Below are 21037 nucleotides of genomic sequence, written 5' to 3'. Positions count from 1 at the left end.
AGAGTTCAAAGATGTTTGGATAATAAAACACCATACGAATATTCTCGCATGATGTCCAACACTTTGAGTGTGTCTTAATTTTTTATCCTAATATAACTTTTTAAGGTCATGTTTTTTTTATTGAGCAAAGCGAAAAAGTGTAAATATTTTTCATTAAAACATTCCGATAACTTGGAAACCGCTCCAATTAAAATAAACTTTATGTTTTTAATTTTCAAAAGGAATATAATTATTTATGTATAAAGGAGAATAGAATGCAAAATATATTAAATGACTTAATTGTCTATAGAAGCAACATTCAATCTATGCATTGAAAAATGAAGGGCCCAGGTTTTTTAGCAATTCATAGACTAACAGATAAAATGTATTCACAAATTGATGAATTCATCGATCTTATTGCTGAAAAATTTATTCAAAGACATCTAGAAGTTGAAACAACACTAGCAAACGCCATTGCTAATTCATCTTTAAAAGAAACAAAAGGAATGACTATTCCTATTGATAAATGTATTGAAGACTTAGTTTCACAAGCAACAATTATTCTTGAAAAAGCTGAAAAAGAAGAATTACCTAAAGAACTTGGTGCAATGTATGTGATTGTTGATGAACTAAGAGATTACTTAGAAAAAACAATTTGATTATTGGAAAAAAGTATTTAAAACTTATAAAAAAACAAATAGCCAAACAAAGTTATATTAGAATAAATATTTAAGATGCAACTCGGAAGAGGTGTATTTTTTAATAACATAATTTTAAGAAAGTTACTAGTTTAATAAAAATTAGATAAAGTGATTTATTTGTTGCTGATTTTTTATACTTCTAAAGTGAGGAATAATTAACAGAAAAGGTTTTATTTTTTCACTATAATTTTTATACACAACCGAATATAAATTAAAAATGTACAAGGAATGACTCAGTCAACTGTCTTAGCAACCGTAAAGTCGGAAAACTTATTTTTAACTTATTTAAATAACTTTACTAAGGATGAAGTTGTTGATTTTCTATTGCATTTTTTAGTGTACGAGTCAACAACCAGTTTGTTGTGTATATTAAAAAGGAGAATATATTATGGCTAAGAATAATGAATACTATAATCAATCAGTTTCGCCTATTGAGTACTGTCAAAATGGTTATCAAGGCAAAATGAGATCTGTTAATTGGAATGTAATGAATGATGAAAAAGATTTAGAAGTTTGGACAAGGATTACTCAAAATTTTTGATTGCCAGAAAAAATGCCTGTTTCTAATGATTTAGTTTCATGAAATACAATGGATAAAAATTGGCAAGATTTAATTACTAAAACATTTACTGGACTAACTTTATTAGATACTATTCAAGCAACTGTTTGTGACACTGCACAAGTGGGTAACTCTCAAACAGATCATGAGCAAGTTATTTATACAAACTTTGCTTTTATGGTTGGTGTACATGCTCGTTCATACGGAACTATTTTTTTTACCTTATGCTCTTCTGAGCAAATTGAAGAAGCGCATGAATGAGTAATCAATAATAATTCATTACAAAAAAGAGCAAGGGCCTTGATGCCCTATTATATGGGAGATGATCCACTAAAATCTAAAGTTGCTGCAGCGCTTATGCCTGGGTTTTTACTTTATGGAGGATTTTATTTACCTTTCTATCTTTCTGCAAGAGGTAAATTACCTAATACGAGTGATATTATTAGACTTATTTTAAGGGATAAAGTTTTGCACAATTATTACAGTGGGTATAAATATCAAAAGAAAGTAGAAAAGCTTTCCAAAGAAAAACAAGAAGAGTACAAAAAATTTGTTTTTGATTTAACTTATAAACTTATTGAACTAGAAAAAGAGTATCTTAACGATTTATATGAAGGTTTTAATCTTGCAGAAGATGCAATTAAATTTAGTTTATATAATGCAGGAAAGTTTTTACAAAACCTTGGTTATGATTCTCCTTTTAGTGCTCAAGAAACGGAAATCAAACCTGAAGTATTTGCACAGCTTTCTTCAAATGCAACTGAGAATCATGACTTTTTCTCAGGTAATGGATCATCATATGTTATGGGCGTTTCAGAAGAAACAGATGATGAAGACTGGGAGTTTTAATATGGAAAAAGAATTCTTAAAAATAATGGAAAATATCCAAAGACCAAGTGGGGAAATTAAGGTAGTTTACTTTTCTTCTAAATCTAATAATACACATAGAATGATTCAAAAATTAGGTTTATCAAGTGAAAGGATACCTATTAATATCAATGAAAAAATTGATGTCAATCAGGACTATGTATTATTTTGTCCAACATATAGTGGAGGGCTAGACATAACCGAAGGTGCTGTTCCAAAACAAGTTATTCAATTTTTAAATAAAGAAAGCAATAGAATAAATTGCAAGGGTATAGTTGCATCGGGAAATACTAATTTTGGGAGTACTTTTGCACTAGCGGGACCAATTTTATCTCAAAAATTAAATGTCCCATATCTTTACAGTTTTGAATTGTTGGGTACAAAACAAGATGTGATTAGATTAAAGGAAATTTTAACTAAGTTTTGAAGAAAAGGAGATAAAAATGTGAAATAAAGAACAGCGTGAAGCTGAACAAGAATATCTAGCTTTGAATGCTCAAAGTAAATTAAATTTTGGAGGCAAAAGTAATTTTGGAAAAGATGTTGAAGCTGCAAAAGTTTATATGCAAAAACATGCTTTGCCACGAACAAAATATTTTAATTCTGTTGCTGAAAGAATTAAATATTTAATTGATAATGAATACTATGAAAAAGAAATTTTGGATATATACACAATCGAACAAATAGAAGAACTTACGAAATTGGCATTTTCATTCAATTTTCAATTTCCTAGTTTTATGGGAGCGCTTAAATTTTATAATGCATATTGTCTTAAGACGTTTGATAATTCCCAATATTTAGAAAGGTATGAAGATAGAATTGTTATGAATTCATTATTGCTTGCAGGAGGTGATTTTAATAGGTCTAAAAAAGTTGTAAAAGAATTAATGCTTGGAAGATTTCAACCAGCTACACCGACATTTTTAAATGCTGGTAAAAAACAACGTGGTGAATTCGTATCTTGTTATTTATTAAGGGTAGAAGATAATATGGAATCAATTGGTAGGGCGATTACATCTTCGTTACAGCTTTCAAAAAGAGGTGGTGGTGTCGCACTATCCTTGACTAATATTAGAGAATTTGGTTCTCCTATTAAAAAAATTGAAAATCAATCTACTGGTATTATTCCTGTTATGAAATTATTGGAGGATTCATTTTCTTATGCAAACCAGTTAGGGCAACGTCAAGGTGCTGGGGCTGTTTATTTAAATGCACACCATCCTGATATTTTGTCATTTCTTGATACAAAAAGAGAGAATGCTGATGAAAAAATAAGAATTAAATCTCTTTCTCTTGGAGTTGTTGTTCCTGATGTAACATTTGAATTAGCGAAAAATAATGAAGAAATGGCACTCTTTTCACCATATGATGTTGAGAGGGTTTACGGAAAACCACTTTCTGATATTTCTATTACCAAGGAATATAAGTCACTACTTAATAACCCTAAAATTAAGAAAACATTTATTAATGCAAGAAAATTGTTTCAATTAATAGCAGAATTGCACTTTGAATCAGGGTATCCTTATTTATTATTTGATGATACTGTTAATAATAACAACCCATATAAAGATAGAATTGTTATGTCTAATTTATGTTCTGAAATTGTACAACCTAATACACCAAGTGAATATAATGTTGATTTAAGTTATAAAAAAATAGGGGAAGATGTTTGCTGTAATTTAGGTTCTGTTAATATTCATAAAATGATGGAGTCTGGTCAAGAATTTGGTGATTCGGTTTTCCAATCTATTCTTTCATTGGATTATGTATCTTGAAATAGTAGTTTCGATTCTGTTCCTAGTCTTAAAAAAGGCAATAATGCAAACCATGCTGTAGGTCTTGGTGCAATGAATTTACATGGCTTTTTATCAGTTAATCATATTTTTTATGATTCCATTGAAGCGGTTGATTTTACAAGTGTATTTTTCTATACTTTGGCATATCATGCCTATAAAGCTTCCAATACTATGGCAAGGAAAAGGAAGTATACTTTCGATAATTTTAAGGGTTCAAAATATGAAGATGGTTCTTATTTTGATAAGTATACAAAAGTTGACAAAAACGAATGAAACCCAAAAACCAAAAAAATTATTGAATTATTTAAGAAGTACAATGTTGAAATACCTACACAACAACAATGAGTGGATCTTAAAGAACAAATTATGAAATATGGTTTAGCTAACTCACATCTAATGGCCGTTGCTCCAACGGGATCTATTTCTTATCTTTCTTCATGCACACCTAGTTTACAACCTGTTGTTTCATCGGTAGAAATAAGAAAAGAGGGGAAATTAGGCAGAGTATATTTTCCTTCATATAAAATTAATGACGAAAATAAGAAATTTTATGAAAAAGGAGCTTATGAAGTTGGACCAATGGCAATTATAGATATTGTTGCAGCGGCACAACAACACATTGATCAAGCTATTTCATTGACATTATTCATGACTGATAAAGCAACAACAAGGGATCTTAATAAAGCTTATATTTATGCATTCAAGAAAAAATGCTCATCCATTTACTATGTTAGAGTTAGACAAGAAGTACTTGAGGGTAGTGAGAGTATTGAGTGTAGTTCTTGTTTTATATAAAATTTATACTTTTAATTTTTAAACATTAAAACATAGAATATAAATTCTATGCTTATATATAAAGATGATTGAAATATCATTTGAAGTACTTATGAGAATATTTGCACTCAATCATTAGATTGGAAAGCAAATATTTTTTATTTATACCTTAAGCTTGATAAGCTAAATATTATAGAATCATTTTCTTTTTCATCGATCTTATAGATTTTTTTATATAGCGTATCGCTTATAAACTGAATTACATGAGCTCCAACTGTTGGTAATTCTTGTGGATCTCCAATACCTGAATCAGAACTTAAACCCTTAATGTGTACATTCTCATATTTTTCAATATTACTAAAGTCACTAGCCGTTATTGAAACAATCATTTGATTTTTTGTCTTACCCATACTTATCTTGCTGGCTCCAATTAATATATTTGGATTTCTGCCAGAAGTAGAAATGAAGATATGAACAGAATCTTTTTTTGGAAGTATAGCACCAGTATCAGAAGCAACATTATAGACTCTTGAAGGTATGTTGATTTTATTTAATTTTCTACTTAAGGTCATAGCAAGGATATGTGTAAACGCTTCTCCATAGATGTATACATTTTGTGTTTTCCAAATTTTATTAGCAACAAGCGATATTGCTTCTTTATTTAATATTTTTTCTGTCTCTTTCAACGAAGTTATTATTTCTGTAAGTTCAATAGATTGATTGGAATTTTTAGAAGCGGAAACCTCTTCTGACAGTACATATTGAAACTCTTTAAAACCATTCATATCTATCTTTTGGCAAAATCTAGTTAACGCCGCTGAGGAAACGTGTATTTTATTTGCTAATTGTGTGATACTTAAATTAGCTGTTTTTTCATTGAAATTGTTTAATATATATATTGCTATCTCTTTTTCTGAAGATGTGAAAAAATGTTTGTGTGAAAGTATTTTAGATTTAATCATACATAAATTATATATTTATTCTAAAAATATTTTCAAAAATACTTAAAATATTGAAAAAATTGAAAAAGAGCCTTAAAATAATATTGAGTCATAAGTTAAAAGCCAAAATGACTCATCAATATAAATTAATCCGAATACAATAAAAAGTGCAAAAGCACAAGTCAAAATAATAAGTTTGCGTATCCTAAGTGCGCTTACTTTTTTTATGTATTTTGTATTCTTTATAGACAAAAAAATCCCTTATTTAAATGTTATAATAATATACAAATGAACAAAATAATCACTCTAATGAACAACTTGAAAGTTATTGAACTATCTATTTTTTCATTTTTATATTTTATTTAAGAACTTTAGGGTTCTTATTTTTTGGATTTTTTAAAGAAAAGAGGTTATAAATGAGTAGAAGAAAAAGCATAGAAACAACTGAAAAAGATTTTGACGAAATTTCGTTTGATAAAAATCAAAAAGGCGAGGGTATGATTTTAGGTCCAAGAGATAGACCTAAATCAATTGGTATGTGAATCATACTTTCAATCCAACATTTATTTGCTATGTTTGGAGCAACTGTGCTTACGCCTTTATTAATTAATAGTATTGCAGGTGAAGTAGTTATCACTACGGATTTAGCTATATTTGCTTCTGGTGTAGGTACACTTATTTATATTTTATGCACCGTCGGTAAAGTTCCGATATATTTAGGTTCATCATTTGCATATATTGCTGCAATTGGCTCAATGTATAAAATTTATGGAACTTCAGCATTCTTTGGTTTACTTGGAGTTGGACTTGTATATGTTATTGTCGCACTAATCATTTACTTCTTCGGAATTAAATGAATTAAAAAATTATTAGCGCCAGTTGTAGTTGGTCCTATGATTATGATAATTGGTCTATCAGTTGCACCCGTTGCCATTAGCCAAATAGGTTTAACAGAAGAAAATGTTTCAAAAGGTTTAGTCGATTGATGAGGAGTTGTTGTTGGTGTTATAACCTCGATATCAGGTATGCTCATTGCTCTATTATGTAAAGGAAAGATGAAATTAGTTCCAATTCTTGGAGCAATAGTGGTTGGTTTTGTTGTCTCATTAATAATTTCATCATGACACTCAAGCATGATTCCTTATTCAAGTTTCAAAGGGCGTGAACTAAGTACTTATATTGGAGTTCCAAATTTTAAGAATGCTATAATTGCTGGTAAGCATGCTTCATTTGGAACAAGCAATGGTTGAAGTTTTTGACCATTTATCTTAATGATGCCAATCGCTTTTGTTACTATTGCTGAACATATTGGCGATCATACAGTGCTTGGTAAAATAACAAATAAAGACTATATTAATAATCCAGGATTACATAAAACACTTCTTGGCGATGGACTTGCCACAGCATTTGGAGGATTGGTTGGGGGACCAGCAAATACTTCATATGGAGAAAATACAACAGTTGTAGGTATGTCTAAAATAGCTTCAACATATGTTACAGGACTTGCAGCTATATTTGCAATATTACTTTCATTTATACAATTAGTTCCAAATACAATTGCTTTAATACCCAAACCTGTACTTGGTGGTGTTGGTGTATTGTTATTTGGATTCATTGCTGCCAATGGACTAAAAATACTTATCCAAGATAATGTTGACCTTGGTAATCTTAAAAATCTATTTGTTGTCCTTACAATGTTAATACTTGGTGTTGGCGGAGCAACATTGGGATTCTTCATCAAGGGAAGCGCAGTAATGCTTAAAGGTATGTCAATAGCGTTAATAGTTGGTATTATATTAAATCTTGCATTACCCGAACCAAGACCTATTAATCCAAATGTATTTGATAAGTTAACCAATTCTGGGAGAAAGAAAGATATAAAAAATATTAATAAGAATAAATTCAAAGATAAAAAATAAAACTTTTTAAATATCTAACAAGCCAAAAATAATGGCTTGTTTTATTTTATTGGATTAATTAATAATTTCAATTATATCAACATAAAATACACATTAATAGTATGTTTAATATGTTGTTTCTTATGTATTGTCTTTGTAAGAAACAAATAAGAAACAAGCAAGAAAAAAATGAAGATGTATAATAATTGTATTAATAAATGCCCACATTTTTTTAAGGCAATAAAAAAACATATAAGGAGATGGAAGAAATGAAATTCAAAGATAAAAAAGTATTAGAATGTATTCAAAGTTTAGGCTTAATCATTAAGAAAAGAACTTTGCATAAAAATGGGGATGTAACTTTAAAATACGGAAAAGAAACAAGATCATTAGCAGGAACTCAAAATCATGAAGCGCCAAGCTGATTTAAAACTTTTGAAGAAAAAATTGACCAACGTTGAAATGATCAAAAAAATGTTAATGAAAATATTCAAAGTGACCTTGTTGGTATAAAAAATACACCAACTATCAAAAAAGAATTGGAAAAATAGTTTGATGCTAGGCTTTGTATTGGTTAATAATTAAAATAATAATCATATTTTACTTTAATCATTCAAGCATTTTTTTTAGAGCTTTTGTTCTATGACTAATAGAGTTCTTAAATTCAGAAGGTAATTCATTTAGTGTATTTTGCTTCTCCTCGTTTCAAAAACCTAAATCATACCCAAATCCATGATTGGATGTTGGCTCAACTAATTTACCTAAGCACTCACCCCTGAATGTCTTTTGTGTTACGCCATCATAAAAGGCAATAGCAGCAACGTATCTACATTCATTTGATTTATTACCCAGCCTTTTTATTAGTTCATTAACTTTGACTTCGTAATTTTTGTGTTCCATTCATCTTTTTGAATAAACGCCTGGGAAACCATTTAAATTATCGACTTCTAGACCCGAATCTTCAGAAATTACGGGAATCTTTAATAGGTCGTAATAAAATTTTGCTTTTTGAAGAGCATTTTCCTCGAATGTTTTTCCATTTTCTGGTGATTCATCATCTATATTCAAATCAGCAAGTGTAACAAGTTTAAGTCCCATTTTGGGTAAAATTTGTCTATATTCTTTAATTTTATTTTTATTTTGTGTAGCTATTAATATTTTTTTCATATTAACATTATAAACCCCTAATTATTTTTTTGAAAGTAAGAGTAATAATGTGGTTATAATATAAAAGCATATTTTAATGGAGGTTTAAATGGAACAAAAAAACAGGAAACCTATAAGTAAAATTATAAGGCCAATAGCACTAGGTTCTCTAGCGGCTACGGGTATTGTTATATCAACAGTTTCCGCAATTAAATTCCAAAATACAGAAGAAGTTAAAATTATTAATTTAGAAAATTCTTCCCATATACAAACATTAAATTTTAATGATAAATTGTTAAAGGTTTCTAATAAAAATGTTAATCCATCAGAAAAAATAAAGTATATTAATGAAGCGGCATTTTTAATTTCAGTTACTTTAAAAGATCTTGAAGAAAGCTGGAATAAAGATTATAAATATCCTATTATTCAAATGAGCAATGGAGATATTATTAGTGGTGGCTCTAAGATGAAATTAAATAAAGAAAAAGTAGAAATGGCTGCAAAAGAAGTTAAAATTTTTGAACAAAGCCATGACAAAATTAATTTTGTATTCAAGTCAGAATTTTTTAGGGCGATACTTGCAAAAATAAATAAATTTATAAAGCAACATAATTTTAAATAATCACTAACTATGTTGGTAGTTTTTTTATATAAAAAAATATCCCAAGGGATAAATTATTTAGTGTTCTTTATTTTTTTATTTCAATAACTTTTTGAGTCATTAAGTAGTAAGCAAGTAAAAGATTTAAGCCAATTGCAATAACCATCCCTAAAATTGTAAGTGCAATCATTGTTCCAGAATTAATTGTTTCGTAATCTGCCTTTGAAAGAGCAATTAGTATTGTTATAAATGAAGCGGAAACAAGTCCCAATGAGAATGCAACAAAACCATCTTTTCAACGTTGTAATATGAAAGATGTCGTAAATATAGAAGTTATAATACCACATAAGATTGCTATTCCAAGTATTGCAAATACTGGCAATGCTTCTTTTATTTCTCCATGCATTGCATTTGAAATTGTATGTGTTATATCGGAATATACATTAAATAAATATAATACCAAACTACCTGAAATACCTGGTATCAACATTGCAAATCCAGCACAGAAACCAGCAGTCAATAATAATATCGCTGTTTTAGCGCTTATTTTCAATGAAGATGCCTTACTTGTAACCATTGTTACCCCTCCATTTGTGGAGTCAAAAGCAAATCTAACTATCAGCCCAATTGCAATCATTATTGCAAATCCCAATAAAACTAAAGAGACATATTTAACGCTAAATTTGTTTTTCTCTTTAGGGCTTGTTTTTTCTTCATAAATTTTTGGTTTATTAACTAATATAAATAAAGGGATACTTAATAACGCGAATGTTGCAAATGCAAAAACAGCAACTACCCCATAACCATGCTTGCTTACTTGATTCATTACAACCATAAAAGCTAATAATGTACCTACTCACATAATCATAAATGGTAATACATACATTAGGTGTTTCACTCTAGTTTTTCCTTCTTGTGGTTTAAAAATACCTTTAAAATTCATTATTAATTTATCATAAAAATTAAGTAAAGAAAGTGTTGTTCCACCTGAGAAACCTGGCGTACCATCACTAAGCCCCATTAGAACTCCGTAAGCCATCCTCTTTGGTACAGATTCTTCATTTTTTTGTTCGTCTATTTTTTTATTTTGTTTTTCCATAGATTTATTTTCTCATATTTTCATTTTTTTAACAAATATGGGGGTATGTTATTTAAAATAAAATCTTTTTACTATAATTTAAATAACATGAAAAATACTAAACAAGAAATAAGAAATATAATAAAAAATAGAAGATCCAAGTTATTGCCAAAAGAAGTGATTAAAAAAAGTGAGGCGATTATCAATAAAGTTAAAACAAAAATACTTGATGGTAATTTTGAAATAATATCTGTATATTATTCAACTGAAAATGAAGTACAAACGCAAGAATTAATAAAGTGATTATTTTCAATTGGTAAGAGGGTTGTAATTCCATTTATGGATTCTGATCATAATATGGAAATGAAAGAAATAGATTCTTTTGATTTTAAAAGGGAAGTATTTCTTGGTATCATACAACCAATACAGGAATATAAAAGTATTGATATCAAGAAAATAGATTTAACCATAACACCTTGCTTGGGATTCGATAAAAAACATAATAGATTAGGTTATGGTCTTGGTTGCTATGATAAAATGCTAAGAGAAACCAATTCTATGAGTTGATTATTAGCTTTTGATGTTCAAGAATTTGGTGAAATACCAACGGAAGAGTGCGATGAAGAAATTGATATTATTTTTACTGAAACCAGATAAACTGGTTTTTATTTTTTCTTTTATTTGCGAGTGTTTTTAAGGTGTATAGATTGTTATAATTACCTTATGATAAATCACGAACTTGAAAGAGCAATTGTTGCTTCTATGATTAGTAGATATGCAACATATATACAAGAAATTACATATTGATTTCATGAAGGTGTTGGGGTAATCCATGAAATTCAAGATGTAACTGAAGTTGACCAATCCGATGATATACCATTGGATGAAATTTTCTTGAGACAAATAGAGTTAACAATTCAAGTTTCTGAAAAAGATTATGTCAATAACCCAGAGCAACTTCTTGAAAATATAGAAAATAAAAAACTAGCTCTTTCGCATCATACAAAATGTGGTTTATTAAAATATGCCTTTATTAAACCTGAGATTGAAGTTGTTTCAGAAACTGAAAATTTACTTAAGATTTCAGGGAAGATACCTAAAGATTGAAAAAAATTAGACACACACTTCAATGATTATATTTTATATAAATCTGACGTTAATAAATATTTTGAAGTTGAGACACTAAAGAACATTGCTAAAGGAATTACAAGTGGTTCAATTGTTAATTCGCAAGTGTTGGAAATTCTTTTGGGTAGAAAAGAAATGCCTGAAATTTATATTGAAAAAGAGGTTGAATCAAAATATATTCATGATCTTGATGATTCAAAACAACTCATATTTAAGGCAGCAACTTCCCACAATGATGTTTTATTAGTGAAGGGGCCACCAGGAACTGGTAAAACAAGGACTATAACTCAATTAATAAAGCATTTCGTATACGAAAAAGATGAGAGAGTAATTTTAGCTTCAAGGACTCATGCGGCACTTAACAACGTTATTAGTAACTTATCACACACACCGTCATCAAATAATTACACAGGAATGATTTTGGAAAAATCTTCCTATGGTGACAATAATAAAGAGTATTCAGATAAAGATGCTTTACTTGTAAGAAATATAAGGGAAAGACTTAAAAAATATATTCCTGAAAAAGGAGTTATGTCTCATCTTTTAAAAAGAGAGTTTGGTCCAAAAGCAGGACCAAAGAGATTTTTATCTACACCAATGGGGTTCTCTCACCCTTCGTTATTTGCTGGGACAATTACAAGTGCTAAATTAGAAAAGAAACTTGAAAAAGGTTATAAGTTTGATGAGTCTATTTTAATAATGGATGAGGTTTCAAAATCTACTATTGTTGATGTTTTAAGGTATGCTCTTTATGCTAAAAAAATAATACTTGTTGGGGATGATATGCAACTTGCACCAATTAGAATTAAAAAATCTATTTATATGCCTTTTTACGAACAATTAACAAAGAAGGAACAAGGAATATTTGATCAATTATTCTTTGATTCTGTATTTGAAAGATTATATTCAAAGGATCAAAATAAATTAATGTTTACTACAACATATCGTTCACCACAATACATCTTGAATCTTTATAACATTGCCTATGAAAACAAAATAGAATCAAAGGTAGAAACAGTAAAACCAATTGAATTTAGAAATTCCAAGAGAGAGATGAAACTTGTAAATATGTATAGGAAAGCCAATCTAATTTTATTGGACCATGACGGAACTCATGAAATAGACCCTTCTCTATCGATGATGTCAAAAATTAATGTGCAGGAAATGGCAATTTTAATGGATCAATTAAGCTTTATTTCTAGAAATGTTAAACACTCATCTGAGTTGGATATTATGGTAATGTTTGTTTATCAAGATCAATTCAAACATTTTTTCAGAAAGTTTAATTCAAAGATAAAATATTGAGAGAAGAAATTTAATTCTTTTGTATGTGGTACTATAGATCAATTGCAAGGTTTAGAAGCGGATATTGTATTTTTGAATACAACTTATGCTGGTATAAATCGAAAACTTCCAAATAACCACAGATTTAAAACACAACTTCAAGATATTAAAAGATTGAATGTTGCTCTTTCTAGAACAAAACAGAAACTAATTATGATTGCTAATGTAAATGCTTACAGGCATGCACCTATTTTCAATGATAATAAAAGAATGAAATATACATTTGATGATATTTTTAATAAGTTTGATGTGAAAGGAAATCTATAATGAATACATATAAAACGATACCCTTTCATATATTGCTTATAAGATCTTTAGCAAAAGACTTTGAGGCTAGAAAAATAGATTGAAGAGAATTATATGATATTCTTTTTGTCGAAGGAACAGATATTTACAGAGAATTTGTTGTAACCCTCATCAACGCAGGTATTTCTCTTGATTCCAACGTTAATTACAAGGATTCAATTGAAAATACTCAACATGCAGTTGTAATTTTTGAAGAGGATGAAGAGAGAAGGGTGCTTACTAACCTTAAATATCGCGAGGATTTTAAAATACCTAAAACAGTAACTGTTAATGTTCTTTTGGGTAGGTTGGGATATACAATTGTTAAAGAACCAAAAAAAGTAAAAATAAATAAATAATAATGCAATGCTTGTCATTGTTTTATTATGCTCAAATATACCGCAGTTCTAACAACCGCAATCCTTTTTATAATATTTGTTCCCTGTCTAAATTAAAGTTAGATTTTATAAAAAGTATTTAAAAAAGCAACACAATAAATATTGTGTTGCGTCTATGCTGTGTGTGTTAATTAAACTGATTTTTTAAGTGCTTCTTTTCTAAGTTCAGCATGTTCTTCTTTTGTGATTTTTCCTTCATTCAATAAAGTATCAATTTTTTCTAGAATTTCAACAATATCTTCTTTTTTCAATTCTTTATTTGAAAAATCTTGGTTCTGAATAGAAATGGTTTGATTACTATTGCTAGTTTTAATTGCGTAAATAATTGCAGCAATAAGTCCACCTCACAAGAAAAGGTGTAAAAGTAATTTTCCCACATTCATTTCTTGGTCCTTTGTTGTTGCAGCTGCAACAATTCCTCAAATCCCTATCCCTAATCCTAAAAGTGCTATTATAATAATTACTACTATCATTTTGATTCCTCGTTTCTTTAATATATTAATTATACAATTTGTACAACCTCTTTTCACTATTTTATCTTTTATTAACTATTTTTAAAATAAATGTAAAGTTTTAACATTTTATTTGACGATGTTATCTGATAATAATATTTTTTGAACATCATATCACTCATCATTTATTTGGATCCTTAGAGTACCTATTGTTTTATTATTTTTATCTGTTTGTTTAATTACTCTAAAAGGAATTTTGTTGATTGTTCCTTCAACTTTATTTCCTTTTCTTATATTTGTTTTCTTAGAAACAAGCATTGTGTTTCTTCTTGATCTTATTCCCCCTAATGATCTTGGATAAACATGGTCAACTGTAGTCGGACCTTTATTCCCGAAACAGTCTTTATTTTCTTTAAAATCTCAACTTTTTATTTTCATATTAATTTAATTTTAATCTATATATAATTTAAATAACTAATAAGTTTTAAAAAAGGGGAATATATGAAAAAAATAAATTGATTTTCTAGGTTGTTCATGAGTTGAAGTTCTTTAGAAGAATATATGAAACAAGACGGAAGCAATAAAGAAGAAGTTACAAATTTAGAAAAAGAGCTAATAACAGTTAAGGCCAATGCAGAATCAAAAACTGCTATATTAGCCGATCAAAAAGAGACAATTTTGGATCTTAGAACAAGATTGAATAATAATGAAAACAAAAGGAATGAGTTAGCTCAAGTGATTAACAAGATTGAAGCGAAATTATCTTCAAAGTCTGATGAAGTTTTAGAAAAGGATTTAAGACTTGAAAGACAAAATGAGCAGATTTCATCATTGAAATCACAAATTCTAGAAAGAAAAAATGATTTAGAGGCTTTAAAAGTTGAAATTAACGATAAACTTACTCCTTTGAATAAGATTGAAAAGACTTTCTTTGGTAAAACAGGTAATAAAGGTAAGGGTGAATTGGGCGAAATGCAACTTAAGACACTTCTTCAAAAATCAGGTCTTGATGAAAATATATGGCAAGAAAATCTTGTTGTAGGTAAAAATAATGTTGAATTTGCTATTCAATCTGGAAATGATGATGGTAAATGAATTCCTATTGATTCAAAAGTTCTTGATGCGGAATATGATGAAGATAGCAAATTAATTGTAGATGAAAAGTATAAGAAACGTGTTCTTGCACAAGTTAAATCTATTACAAAATATCTTGGTAAATCTAATACAGCTGAATATGGATTGCTAGTTTTACAAAGCGATTCAATATATATGACACTTTATAATGAGTTCCCATCTTTCTTTAAAGAGGTTATTGAAGAACATAAGGTTTATATTACATCACCTTCCTCATTTGTTCAAATTACATGATCCATTGCAAACATCATTAAGATTTATGAAAGAGTTCATAAGGATAAACTAATATATGATGAAATGATTAGTGTTCTTGAGAGTATTACAAAATTCTCAAATAAAATGGCTGAAACTCATAAAGCCTTTAATATCGCAATGACAACTCACTACCCTACAATTCAGAAGAAACAAGAAAAGTTGGTTAGAAAATTAGAAAAAGAAGGGAAAATAAAAGAACTACCCGTTCTTAATTAATTATGGCAAAACACAAAACAGTTAGATGTAAAATAGAAACTACTAATAAATTTAATAATCAAATAATTATGACCTGTGGAAAAAGATTTTTAAATGGTAGAGGCAAGGGTGCAACAACCACTACAAAAACAAGACAAATGAAAGAGGTTAATCAACACATTATGTCTTGTGTTGATAATGAAATATTTTAGAATGCTTAAAAGCATTTTTTTATTTTAATTAATATAAAAAAATCTGGCACTAACCAGATTACTTAACTATAACTTCTTTGTCTTCTAAAAACTTGAAAGCGTCATAGGCCATTTGACGCGCTCCTTCATTTCAGAACTCAATTTCTTCTAACTCTTCTTTTGTAGCTCATTGTGCTTCTAAAGTTTTGTTTTCACCTGGTTTGAAGATTTGATTTTTCTTTAATCTACAAACAAAACCAATTGTAAAGGCATTAACTTTATCATGGTTTTCATATTGAATATGTCAGTTAGAAATTATTCCAAACATGTCCATTTTCTCAATCTCTAAGTTTGTTTCTTCACGAAGTGTTCTATGTGCTGTTTCAATAATGCTTTCATTATATTTAACACCACCACCAAAAAGACCTCATTTTTTAGAACCAGCTCTTTTTTGTAACAAAATTTTATTTGTTATACTAGGAACCACAACTGCAGTTGGGACCATAATTTCATCGTGACTTTTTAATTTTTGTCTCATTTTTAATGCGTACTTATCTTTATCCATTTTTACTCCCTTTTCTCATCTATTTAATGTATCTCTCTCGTATATACACAAATAGGTGTTATCTTATAAACAATCTTTAATACATAAAATTTTGGCAATAATTCATTTCAAAATCAATTTTGCTTTTATTAGTAAATAACAAAAAAAGTATAACATTTTTTAAATGATTATATAAAATAACTTGATAAACCCTGATCCAACTACAAAACCACTTGTTTTTATATATTTTCAAGTTTAGTATTATTGATGTTTAAAAATATAATATTTGGAAGCATCATTATAATTATCTCTCTTAATCAATATTATTCACAATATTCACTTATTTAAGGTTATTCTTCAAATTACCCAATGGTAATATAAGATATTTAAATCTAACATCATAAATTTCAATTTTTTAGAATGTATAATTTTATTGATAGATTCAAATATATATTAGGAGGTGGATTTATGATTAAACAAATGCCAAATATCGCTTTGGGAACATGAACAATTGAAGAGCCTGAGATTATTGAGGGAATTGTAACTGCTGCATTAAAAAATGGGTACAAGCATATAGATACGGCGCAAGCTTATTCAAATGAGAGGGCAATTGGGGATGCTCTAAAAAAATTAGATATACCAAGAGAGGAATATTGATTAACATCAAAAATACATCCCCTTAATTATAGGAATCATGCTTCGCATTCCATTAAAGTTTCATTAGAGAAATTACAAACAGGATATTTAGATGCAATGTTGCTACATGCTTCTGATTCTAGAAAATCAAATGAAATTGCTTATAAAGAAATGCTTGTTGCAAGAGAACAAGGTCTAATTAAGAATATTGGAGTTTCTAACTTTGGTATTAAGCAACTAGAAGCATTAAAAGAGGATGTTGGGGAGTATCCAAAATACAATCAAATTGCTTCTTCTGTTAAGGTAAGAACAATAGAACTCGAAACATTCTGCAAGAAAAATAATATTGAGTTAATGGGTTATTCAAGCATTAGACCTTACTTTAATAACCAAGGATATCCTCTTAAAGATGAAGAAAGAAAAATAATTGATGAATTGGCTGCTAAATACAATGTTGGACCTGCACTTATATTACTTTCATATGTAAGTCAAAATGGCTATGTAATTCTACCGCAATCTACTAAACCTGCAAGAGTCATACAAAACTTCGGAGTTACTAATATTAAGCTAACTGATGAAGAAATGAATATTCTTAATGATATGGTTGAGTATGGTGATAAGCAAGCTTTAGAAGAATATACTCGTGGTGAAGATGAGGGGATGTTTGAAGCAAAAAGATACGAAAAAGGTTTTGGACTTTCGGATTAATAAAAATAAGGAATTGAGCCCAGAGGCTCGTTCTTTTTTATTAACTTAATTGAAATGATAAGATTCATACATTTATAAATTTAAGGTAATATTTATGCTTTAAAGAAAATGTAAAGGGAAAGTATTTTCTTATTATTTTGTAATGTTTATGCTTGAATTGTAGGTATTTATTATATTTTAATAAACAAAAAATAAAGAGCTAACCCTTTATTTTTCTAAGGTGGTTAACTCTTTGATTGTTTTTAATCATAAACACTTTATTAAACGTTTATTAATAGCTATTGAAAATTTTATTTATCAGGTCTTTCCTTTGATTTTCGTATTCACTTTGTGAAATAACACCCGCTTCTTTTAATTCATGTAATTTATCAATTTTAAGTTTTAAAGAATTGATTGATCCTTCGTTACCATTATAAGAAGTACTTTTATAGGATGTGGTTTTATAAGACGTATTACTATACTCATTAGTTATTTCTTTTATTGGTGTTTTTTTAGAAGCTTTAATTTCATTAGAGATATTCTCTGTATTTTCCTCATAGTTTTTAATTGCGGTTTTTGTTGCTAATGCTAATGGTATTCCCAATAAATTAATTTTTGAAGAAAGTTTTAGTTTTTTTAAATCCGCTCTATTAGTTTCTAAGAAACCATCTCGGTTTGCCAAAGAACTCGAATGTGCCATTGTGATAATTCATTTAATTAAAATTACTAATCCACACAAACCTATCTCTATCAATGAAAAAAATCTAGAATAATTTTCTTCATTGTAAGCAATTTCTTTTATTGGAGTTTCATATCAAATAACAGCCAGTAACAACAATACTATTATTCATGTCACAAATGTATATGATGAACCATGCAACTTCTTCAATGACTTGTAATAAGGTGAATGCATTTCCCTCTTTGGATCAAGACTTGATATTGAAAGCGTGTTTTTATTTGACATTCTAACAGTGGCACCAGCTATTATTAATCCCACAAAACCAATAAGAATTAAAATAATTGTAATTATTAACAATGGATTTAAATGATTAAAATAAATTCAGCTTAAGGGAGAGAAACCTTTATCTATAACTAATAATGTAAAAAATGAAGGCAACAACATTGATCCCCAAAGGAATAGATGACACATTGTCAATGACACATGCCCGCCAAAAGCCTTTGTTAAACGAGAAAAACTTATTAATCCCAATATTGAAAAAATAATTATTAAAATAGATATAATGGAAAGTGAAGCTTGTCAATAACCTATTCCAAAACCATCGAATCTACTATATAAGACTAAAAATACTGTAATTAAAATTGATACTAATGTATATGCTATTGTTTTTGATTTGTAATTTTTATATTTTTTTATTTGATTTTTATTCATTTGTGCCGCCTTTTTATTAAGTTAATTATAATCTATTTTAGTATTTTCTTTAACTTTCACTATTCACAGTTGCTGCATAAAAGTATTGATAATTCAATAGCTAAACACGGTTTTTATTTTTAATAAAAAAAATGCCCGAAGGCTATCACTATAAAAATGCTTAATATTCAATTAAAGCGAATTTTTCAAAGTTAATTTTTATTTCATCACCAGGATTAACATAGTATGCTATTTCTTTTTTAAGATCCACAAGAATGGATTTTTTATTAATTTTTAAGTTTTTTTTATCTTCAAAAATAGATACTGAATAATTGCTAATCTTATATTTTTTATAAAGTTTCTCAGAGGAGCTTACTTTTCAATCCAGTTCTTTTGCAGAAATTATTGATTTCTCTATATGTAATTCTCTTGGCTTACCATTTTCTAACCTATCATAATCATAAAATCTATAAGTTGTATCTGAAGGTTGTTGAACCTCTAGAACTTTTGATTTTTTACCTATACCATGGACTAAGCCTGCAGGCACATTTATAAAATCTCCTTGTAAAGGCGTATAAGTTTTTAGAAGTTTTAAAAAATCTTTGTTTTCTAAAGCTGTCTTTATTTCGGATTTGTTTATAGTTGAAATACCAACAATAAATTTCGATTCTTGTGTTGCTTCTAAAATATATCAGCATTCAGATTTACCATTTTTTTGATTCTCTAGTTTTTTTGCCAAAATATCATCAGGATGTACTTGAACAGATAAAGGTTTGTTTGCTTTTATTATTTTAACAAGTGGACCTTTGTAAGTCTTTTCACCATTTTCTAAATGAGTATAATTATTTTCAAGGGGCGAGTGCAACCATAGTTCATATCCCCATATTTTATTATGTCTAATTGGTGTTATTTTTTTCATTGAATTTTAAATAATGTCATTAATATGAAGATAAACCACAATATTATTGAATTATTTCCTCTCTTTATTTTTAGTGTTATTAACATGCATTTTTGTTTTCTTTTATAAGACACTTCAAAACTAAGCACACATTAAATAATATGTCTATTTTTTTTATTGCTATTTTAAAACATTATCTTTATATTTTCTTTTTGAAATTAGCTGTATAACTTTTCAATTATCACACTTTAAAAATGTTTTTTATTTTTTTAAAATATAATAAAAATATTTTTAAAGTGTATAATTTTTTCATGCTAAAAGAGAGAATGAGTATTAAAAAAGCTGATTTTACATTAACCGATAAAAAAATTTATGAATTTATAAACGATAAAAATAACTCAAAAGAATTTTTGAAAAGCATTACACAAATTTCTGCCAAAATAGGTGTTTCAAATGCAGCCATAACAAGATTTTGCCAAAAGATACAATATAGTGGTTGAAAAGAACTTCAAAATAAATTAAGATATGAAATTGACCAAACTATTTCTAAATATGATGGAGTTTCTGAAGTCGTTCACCAAATTATTTATTCATTAAGTAGAACCGATAAAAATATCAATAAAGATGCAATAAATGTTGTTGCCAAGAAAATTTTAAGTTCAGACTCTATATTTATTTATGGAGAGGCGTTCACAAAGATACAAGCCCAAGCATTTAGGTTAAAGTTAAATAAAATCAATATAAGCGCACAAGATTTCGAAGTTGCTGGCGAAACTGGTTTTATATTGCCAAAGAAAAATTCAGTTCACATATTCATTTCTATGTCTGGTATGAATCCTAATATTAAAGGAGCCATTAATAAACTTACAACTATAAATGTTCCAAATCAGTCAATATATACAATTGGATCTACACCTAATTCTAATGTTATGGATTTAATAAATGAACATATTGGAGGCGAGTTTATTCAAACAAATTCACAAGATCCGTATGAGTTGCCTTCTATGGCATGGTACATAACTCAATTTATTTTAGATAGAATTTTCGATAGAGTATACGAAAATAATAGCGAGTGAAATAAGAAACTTATTCAAAAATTCGCAAAGGTTAAAAGTAAATAATAAGATATATGTTATTAATAAAAATAAGGAATAAATTTTAACTCCATTGATTTGATGGTT

22 protein-coding genes are annotated in these 21037 nt (G+C 28.2%); 14 read left to right on the top strand and 8 right to left on the bottom strand.

The genetic code is table 4. From position 1 onward, the window contains the following. Nucleotides 1-254 precede the first annotated feature (254 nt). The 4 genes from C4B24_RS02490 to nrdE all read left to right on the top strand — a co-directional run bounded on the left by C4B24_RS02490 (nucleotide 255) and on the right by nrdE (nucleotide 4697). Nucleotides 255-659 carry a ferritin-like domain-containing protein gene (locus tag C4B24_RS02490; RefSeq protein ID WP_131599029.1) on the top strand — a complete coding sequence of 135 codons (405 nt, stop codon included), beginning with the start codon at nucleotides 255-257 and terminating at the stop codon, nucleotides 657-659. A 409-nt stretch (nucleotides 660-1068) separates the two neighbouring features. Then, nucleotides 1069-2088: a class 1b ribonucleoside-diphosphate reductase subunit beta gene (nrdF, locus tag C4B24_RS02485; protein WP_131599028.1), complete on the top strand. Its 1020-nt coding sequence runs from the start codon at nucleotides 1069-1071 to the stop codon at nucleotides 2086-2088. 1 nt (nucleotide 2089) lies between these two features. Next, entirely contained in the window at nucleotides 2090-2560 is a 471-nt protein-coding gene (gene nrdI, locus C4B24_RS02480) for a class Ib ribonucleoside-diphosphate reductase assembly flavoprotein NrdI (protein WP_131599026.1), read from the top strand. Continuing rightward, the gene (gene nrdE, locus C4B24_RS02475) at nucleotides 2550-4697 is read left to right on the top strand and encodes a class 1b ribonucleoside-diphosphate reductase subunit alpha (protein WP_131599024.1); all 2148 of its coding nucleotides are present in this window, start codon (nucleotides 2550-2552) and stop codon (nucleotides 4695-4697) included. Before nrdI ends, nrdE begins: the two co-directional genes overlap by 11 nt. Nucleotides 4698-4834: 137 nt before the next feature. Here the strand turns inward: nrdE and C4B24_RS02470 are convergent, their stop codons facing one another. Then, nucleotides 4835-5638, bottom strand: coding sequence for a MurR/RpiR family transcriptional regulator (locus C4B24_RS02470; protein ID WP_131599023.1), 804 nt, complete (start codon nucleotides 5636-5638; stop codon nucleotides 4835-4837). Nucleotides 5639-6033: 395 nt separating this feature from the next. Between C4B24_RS02470 and C4B24_RS02465 the strand changes: the two genes are divergently transcribed. Then, nucleotides 6034-7536 carry a uracil-xanthine permease family protein gene (locus C4B24_RS02465; protein ID WP_210725193.1) on the top strand — a complete coding sequence of 501 codons (1503 nt, stop codon included), beginning with the start codon at nucleotides 6034-6036 and terminating at the stop codon, nucleotides 7534-7536. Between the two features lie 248 nt (nucleotides 7537-7784). Beyond that, nucleotides 7785-8066, top strand: coding sequence for a hypothetical protein (locus tag C4B24_RS02460; protein WP_131599021.1), 282 nt, complete (start codon nucleotides 7785-7787; stop codon nucleotides 8064-8066). A 49-nt stretch (nucleotides 8067-8115) separates the two neighbouring features. Here C4B24_RS02460 and rdgB read toward each other — a convergent pair whose 3' ends face one another. Beyond that, nucleotides 8116-8682 (bottom strand): RdgB/HAM1 family non-canonical purine NTP pyrophosphatase, encoded by a 567-nt coding sequence (gene rdgB, locus C4B24_RS02455; RefSeq protein WP_131599019.1) that lies wholly within the window; start codon nucleotides 8680-8682, stop codon nucleotides 8116-8118. A gap of 88 nt (nucleotides 8683-8770) precedes the next feature. Between rdgB and C4B24_RS02450 the strand changes: the two genes are divergently transcribed. Next, on the top strand, nucleotides 8771-9283 hold the full coding sequence (locus C4B24_RS02450; protein WP_131599017.1) for a hypothetical protein: 513 nt from the start codon (nucleotides 8771-8773) through the stop codon (nucleotides 9281-9283). Nucleotides 9284-9350: 67 nt separating this feature from the next. Here C4B24_RS02450 and C4B24_RS02445 read toward each other — a convergent pair whose 3' ends face one another. Continuing rightward, a complete protein-coding gene (locus tag C4B24_RS02445; RefSeq protein ID WP_168388331.1) occupies nucleotides 9351-10361 on the bottom strand; it encodes an undecaprenyl phosphate translocase family protein in 1011 nt (336 codons plus the stop codon). 87 nt (nucleotides 10362-10448) lie between these two features. On the opposite strand from C4B24_RS02445, the gene C4B24_RS02440 reads away from it, so the two are divergent. From C4B24_RS02440 to C4B24_RS02430, 3 genes are all read left to right on the top strand, one after another. Further along, complete coding sequence (locus C4B24_RS02440; protein WP_168388330.1) at nucleotides 10449-10997, top strand: 5-formyltetrahydrofolate cyclo-ligase; 549 nt, start codon at nucleotides 10449-10451, stop codon at nucleotides 10995-10997. Nucleotides 10998-11063: 66 nt separating this feature from the next. Further along, nucleotides 11064-13079 carry an AAA domain-containing protein gene (locus C4B24_RS02435; RefSeq protein ID WP_131599011.1) on the top strand — a complete coding sequence of 672 codons (2016 nt, stop codon included), beginning with the start codon at nucleotides 11064-11066 and terminating at the stop codon, nucleotides 13077-13079. Then, nucleotides 13079-13456, top strand: coding sequence for a hypothetical protein (locus C4B24_RS02430; RefSeq protein ID WP_131599009.1), 378 nt, complete (start codon nucleotides 13079-13081; stop codon nucleotides 13454-13456). Before C4B24_RS02435 ends, C4B24_RS02430 begins: the two co-directional genes overlap by 1 nt. Nucleotides 13457-13626: 170 nt before the next feature. Here the strand turns inward: C4B24_RS02430 and C4B24_RS02425 are convergent, their stop codons facing one another. Both C4B24_RS02425 and C4B24_RS02420 read right to left on the bottom strand, forming a co-directional pair. Then, entirely contained in the window at nucleotides 13627-13968 is a 342-nt protein-coding gene (locus C4B24_RS02425) for a hypothetical protein (RefSeq protein ID WP_131599007.1), read from the bottom strand. A 108-nt stretch (nucleotides 13969-14076) separates the two neighbouring features. Next, complete coding sequence (locus C4B24_RS02420; protein ID WP_131599005.1) at nucleotides 14077-14385, bottom strand: HNH endonuclease domain-containing protein; 309 nt, start codon at nucleotides 14383-14385, stop codon at nucleotides 14077-14079. A gap of 63 nt (nucleotides 14386-14448) precedes the next feature. Here C4B24_RS02420 and rmuC point away from each other — a divergent pair, with 63 nt between their 5' ends. Beyond that, nucleotides 14449-15552: a DNA recombination protein RmuC gene (rmuC, locus tag C4B24_RS02415; protein WP_131599003.1), complete on the top strand. Its 1104-nt coding sequence runs from the start codon at nucleotides 14449-14451 to the stop codon at nucleotides 15550-15552. Between the two features lie 2 nt (nucleotides 15553-15554). After that, nucleotides 15555-15743, top strand: a complete 189-nt coding sequence (locus C4B24_RS02410) for a hypothetical protein (protein ID WP_131599002.1) — start codon at nucleotides 15555-15557, stop codon at nucleotides 15741-15743. Nucleotides 15744-15801: 58 nt separating this feature from the next. Here C4B24_RS02410 and C4B24_RS02405 read toward each other — a convergent pair whose 3' ends face one another. After that, nucleotides 15802-16287, bottom strand: coding sequence for an NUDIX domain-containing protein (locus tag C4B24_RS02405; RefSeq protein WP_131599001.1), 486 nt, complete (start codon nucleotides 16285-16287; stop codon nucleotides 15802-15804). Between the two features lie 447 nt (nucleotides 16288-16734). Between C4B24_RS02405 and C4B24_RS02400 the strand changes: the two genes are divergently transcribed. Continuing rightward, nucleotides 16735-17610, top strand: a complete 876-nt coding sequence (locus C4B24_RS02400; protein WP_168388329.1) for an aldo/keto reductase family protein — start codon at nucleotides 16735-16737, stop codon at nucleotides 17608-17610. Nucleotides 17611-17881: 271 nt separating this feature from the next. Here C4B24_RS02400 and C4B24_RS02395 read toward each other — a convergent pair whose 3' ends face one another. Together C4B24_RS02395 and C4B24_RS02390 are read right to left on the bottom strand one after the other, a co-directional pair. Continuing rightward, a complete protein-coding gene (locus C4B24_RS02395; protein ID WP_131598997.1) occupies nucleotides 17882-18979 on the bottom strand; it encodes an SHOCT domain-containing protein in 1098 nt (365 codons plus the stop codon). A 160-nt stretch (nucleotides 18980-19139) separates the two neighbouring features. Beyond that, on the bottom strand, nucleotides 19140-19877 hold the full coding sequence (locus tag C4B24_RS02390; protein ID WP_131598995.1) for a class I mannose-6-phosphate isomerase: 738 nt from the start codon (nucleotides 19875-19877) through the stop codon (nucleotides 19140-19142). Nucleotides 19878-20167: 290 nt separating this feature from the next. Here C4B24_RS02390 and C4B24_RS02385 point away from each other — a divergent pair, with 290 nt between their 5' ends. Next, complete coding sequence (locus tag C4B24_RS02385) at nucleotides 20168-20977, top strand: MurR/RpiR family transcriptional regulator (RefSeq protein WP_168388328.1); 810 nt, start codon at nucleotides 20168-20170, stop codon at nucleotides 20975-20977. Nucleotides 20978-21037: the final 60 nt, after the last annotated feature.

The organism is Mycoplasma marinum (genome assembly GCF_004335975.1).
Classification (GTDB): domain Bacteria; phylum Bacillota_I; class Bacilli_A; order Mycoplasmatales; family Metamycoplasmataceae; genus Mycoplasma_K; species Mycoplasma_K marinum.
This window is presented reverse-complemented; position numbering and strand designations above follow the sequence as displayed.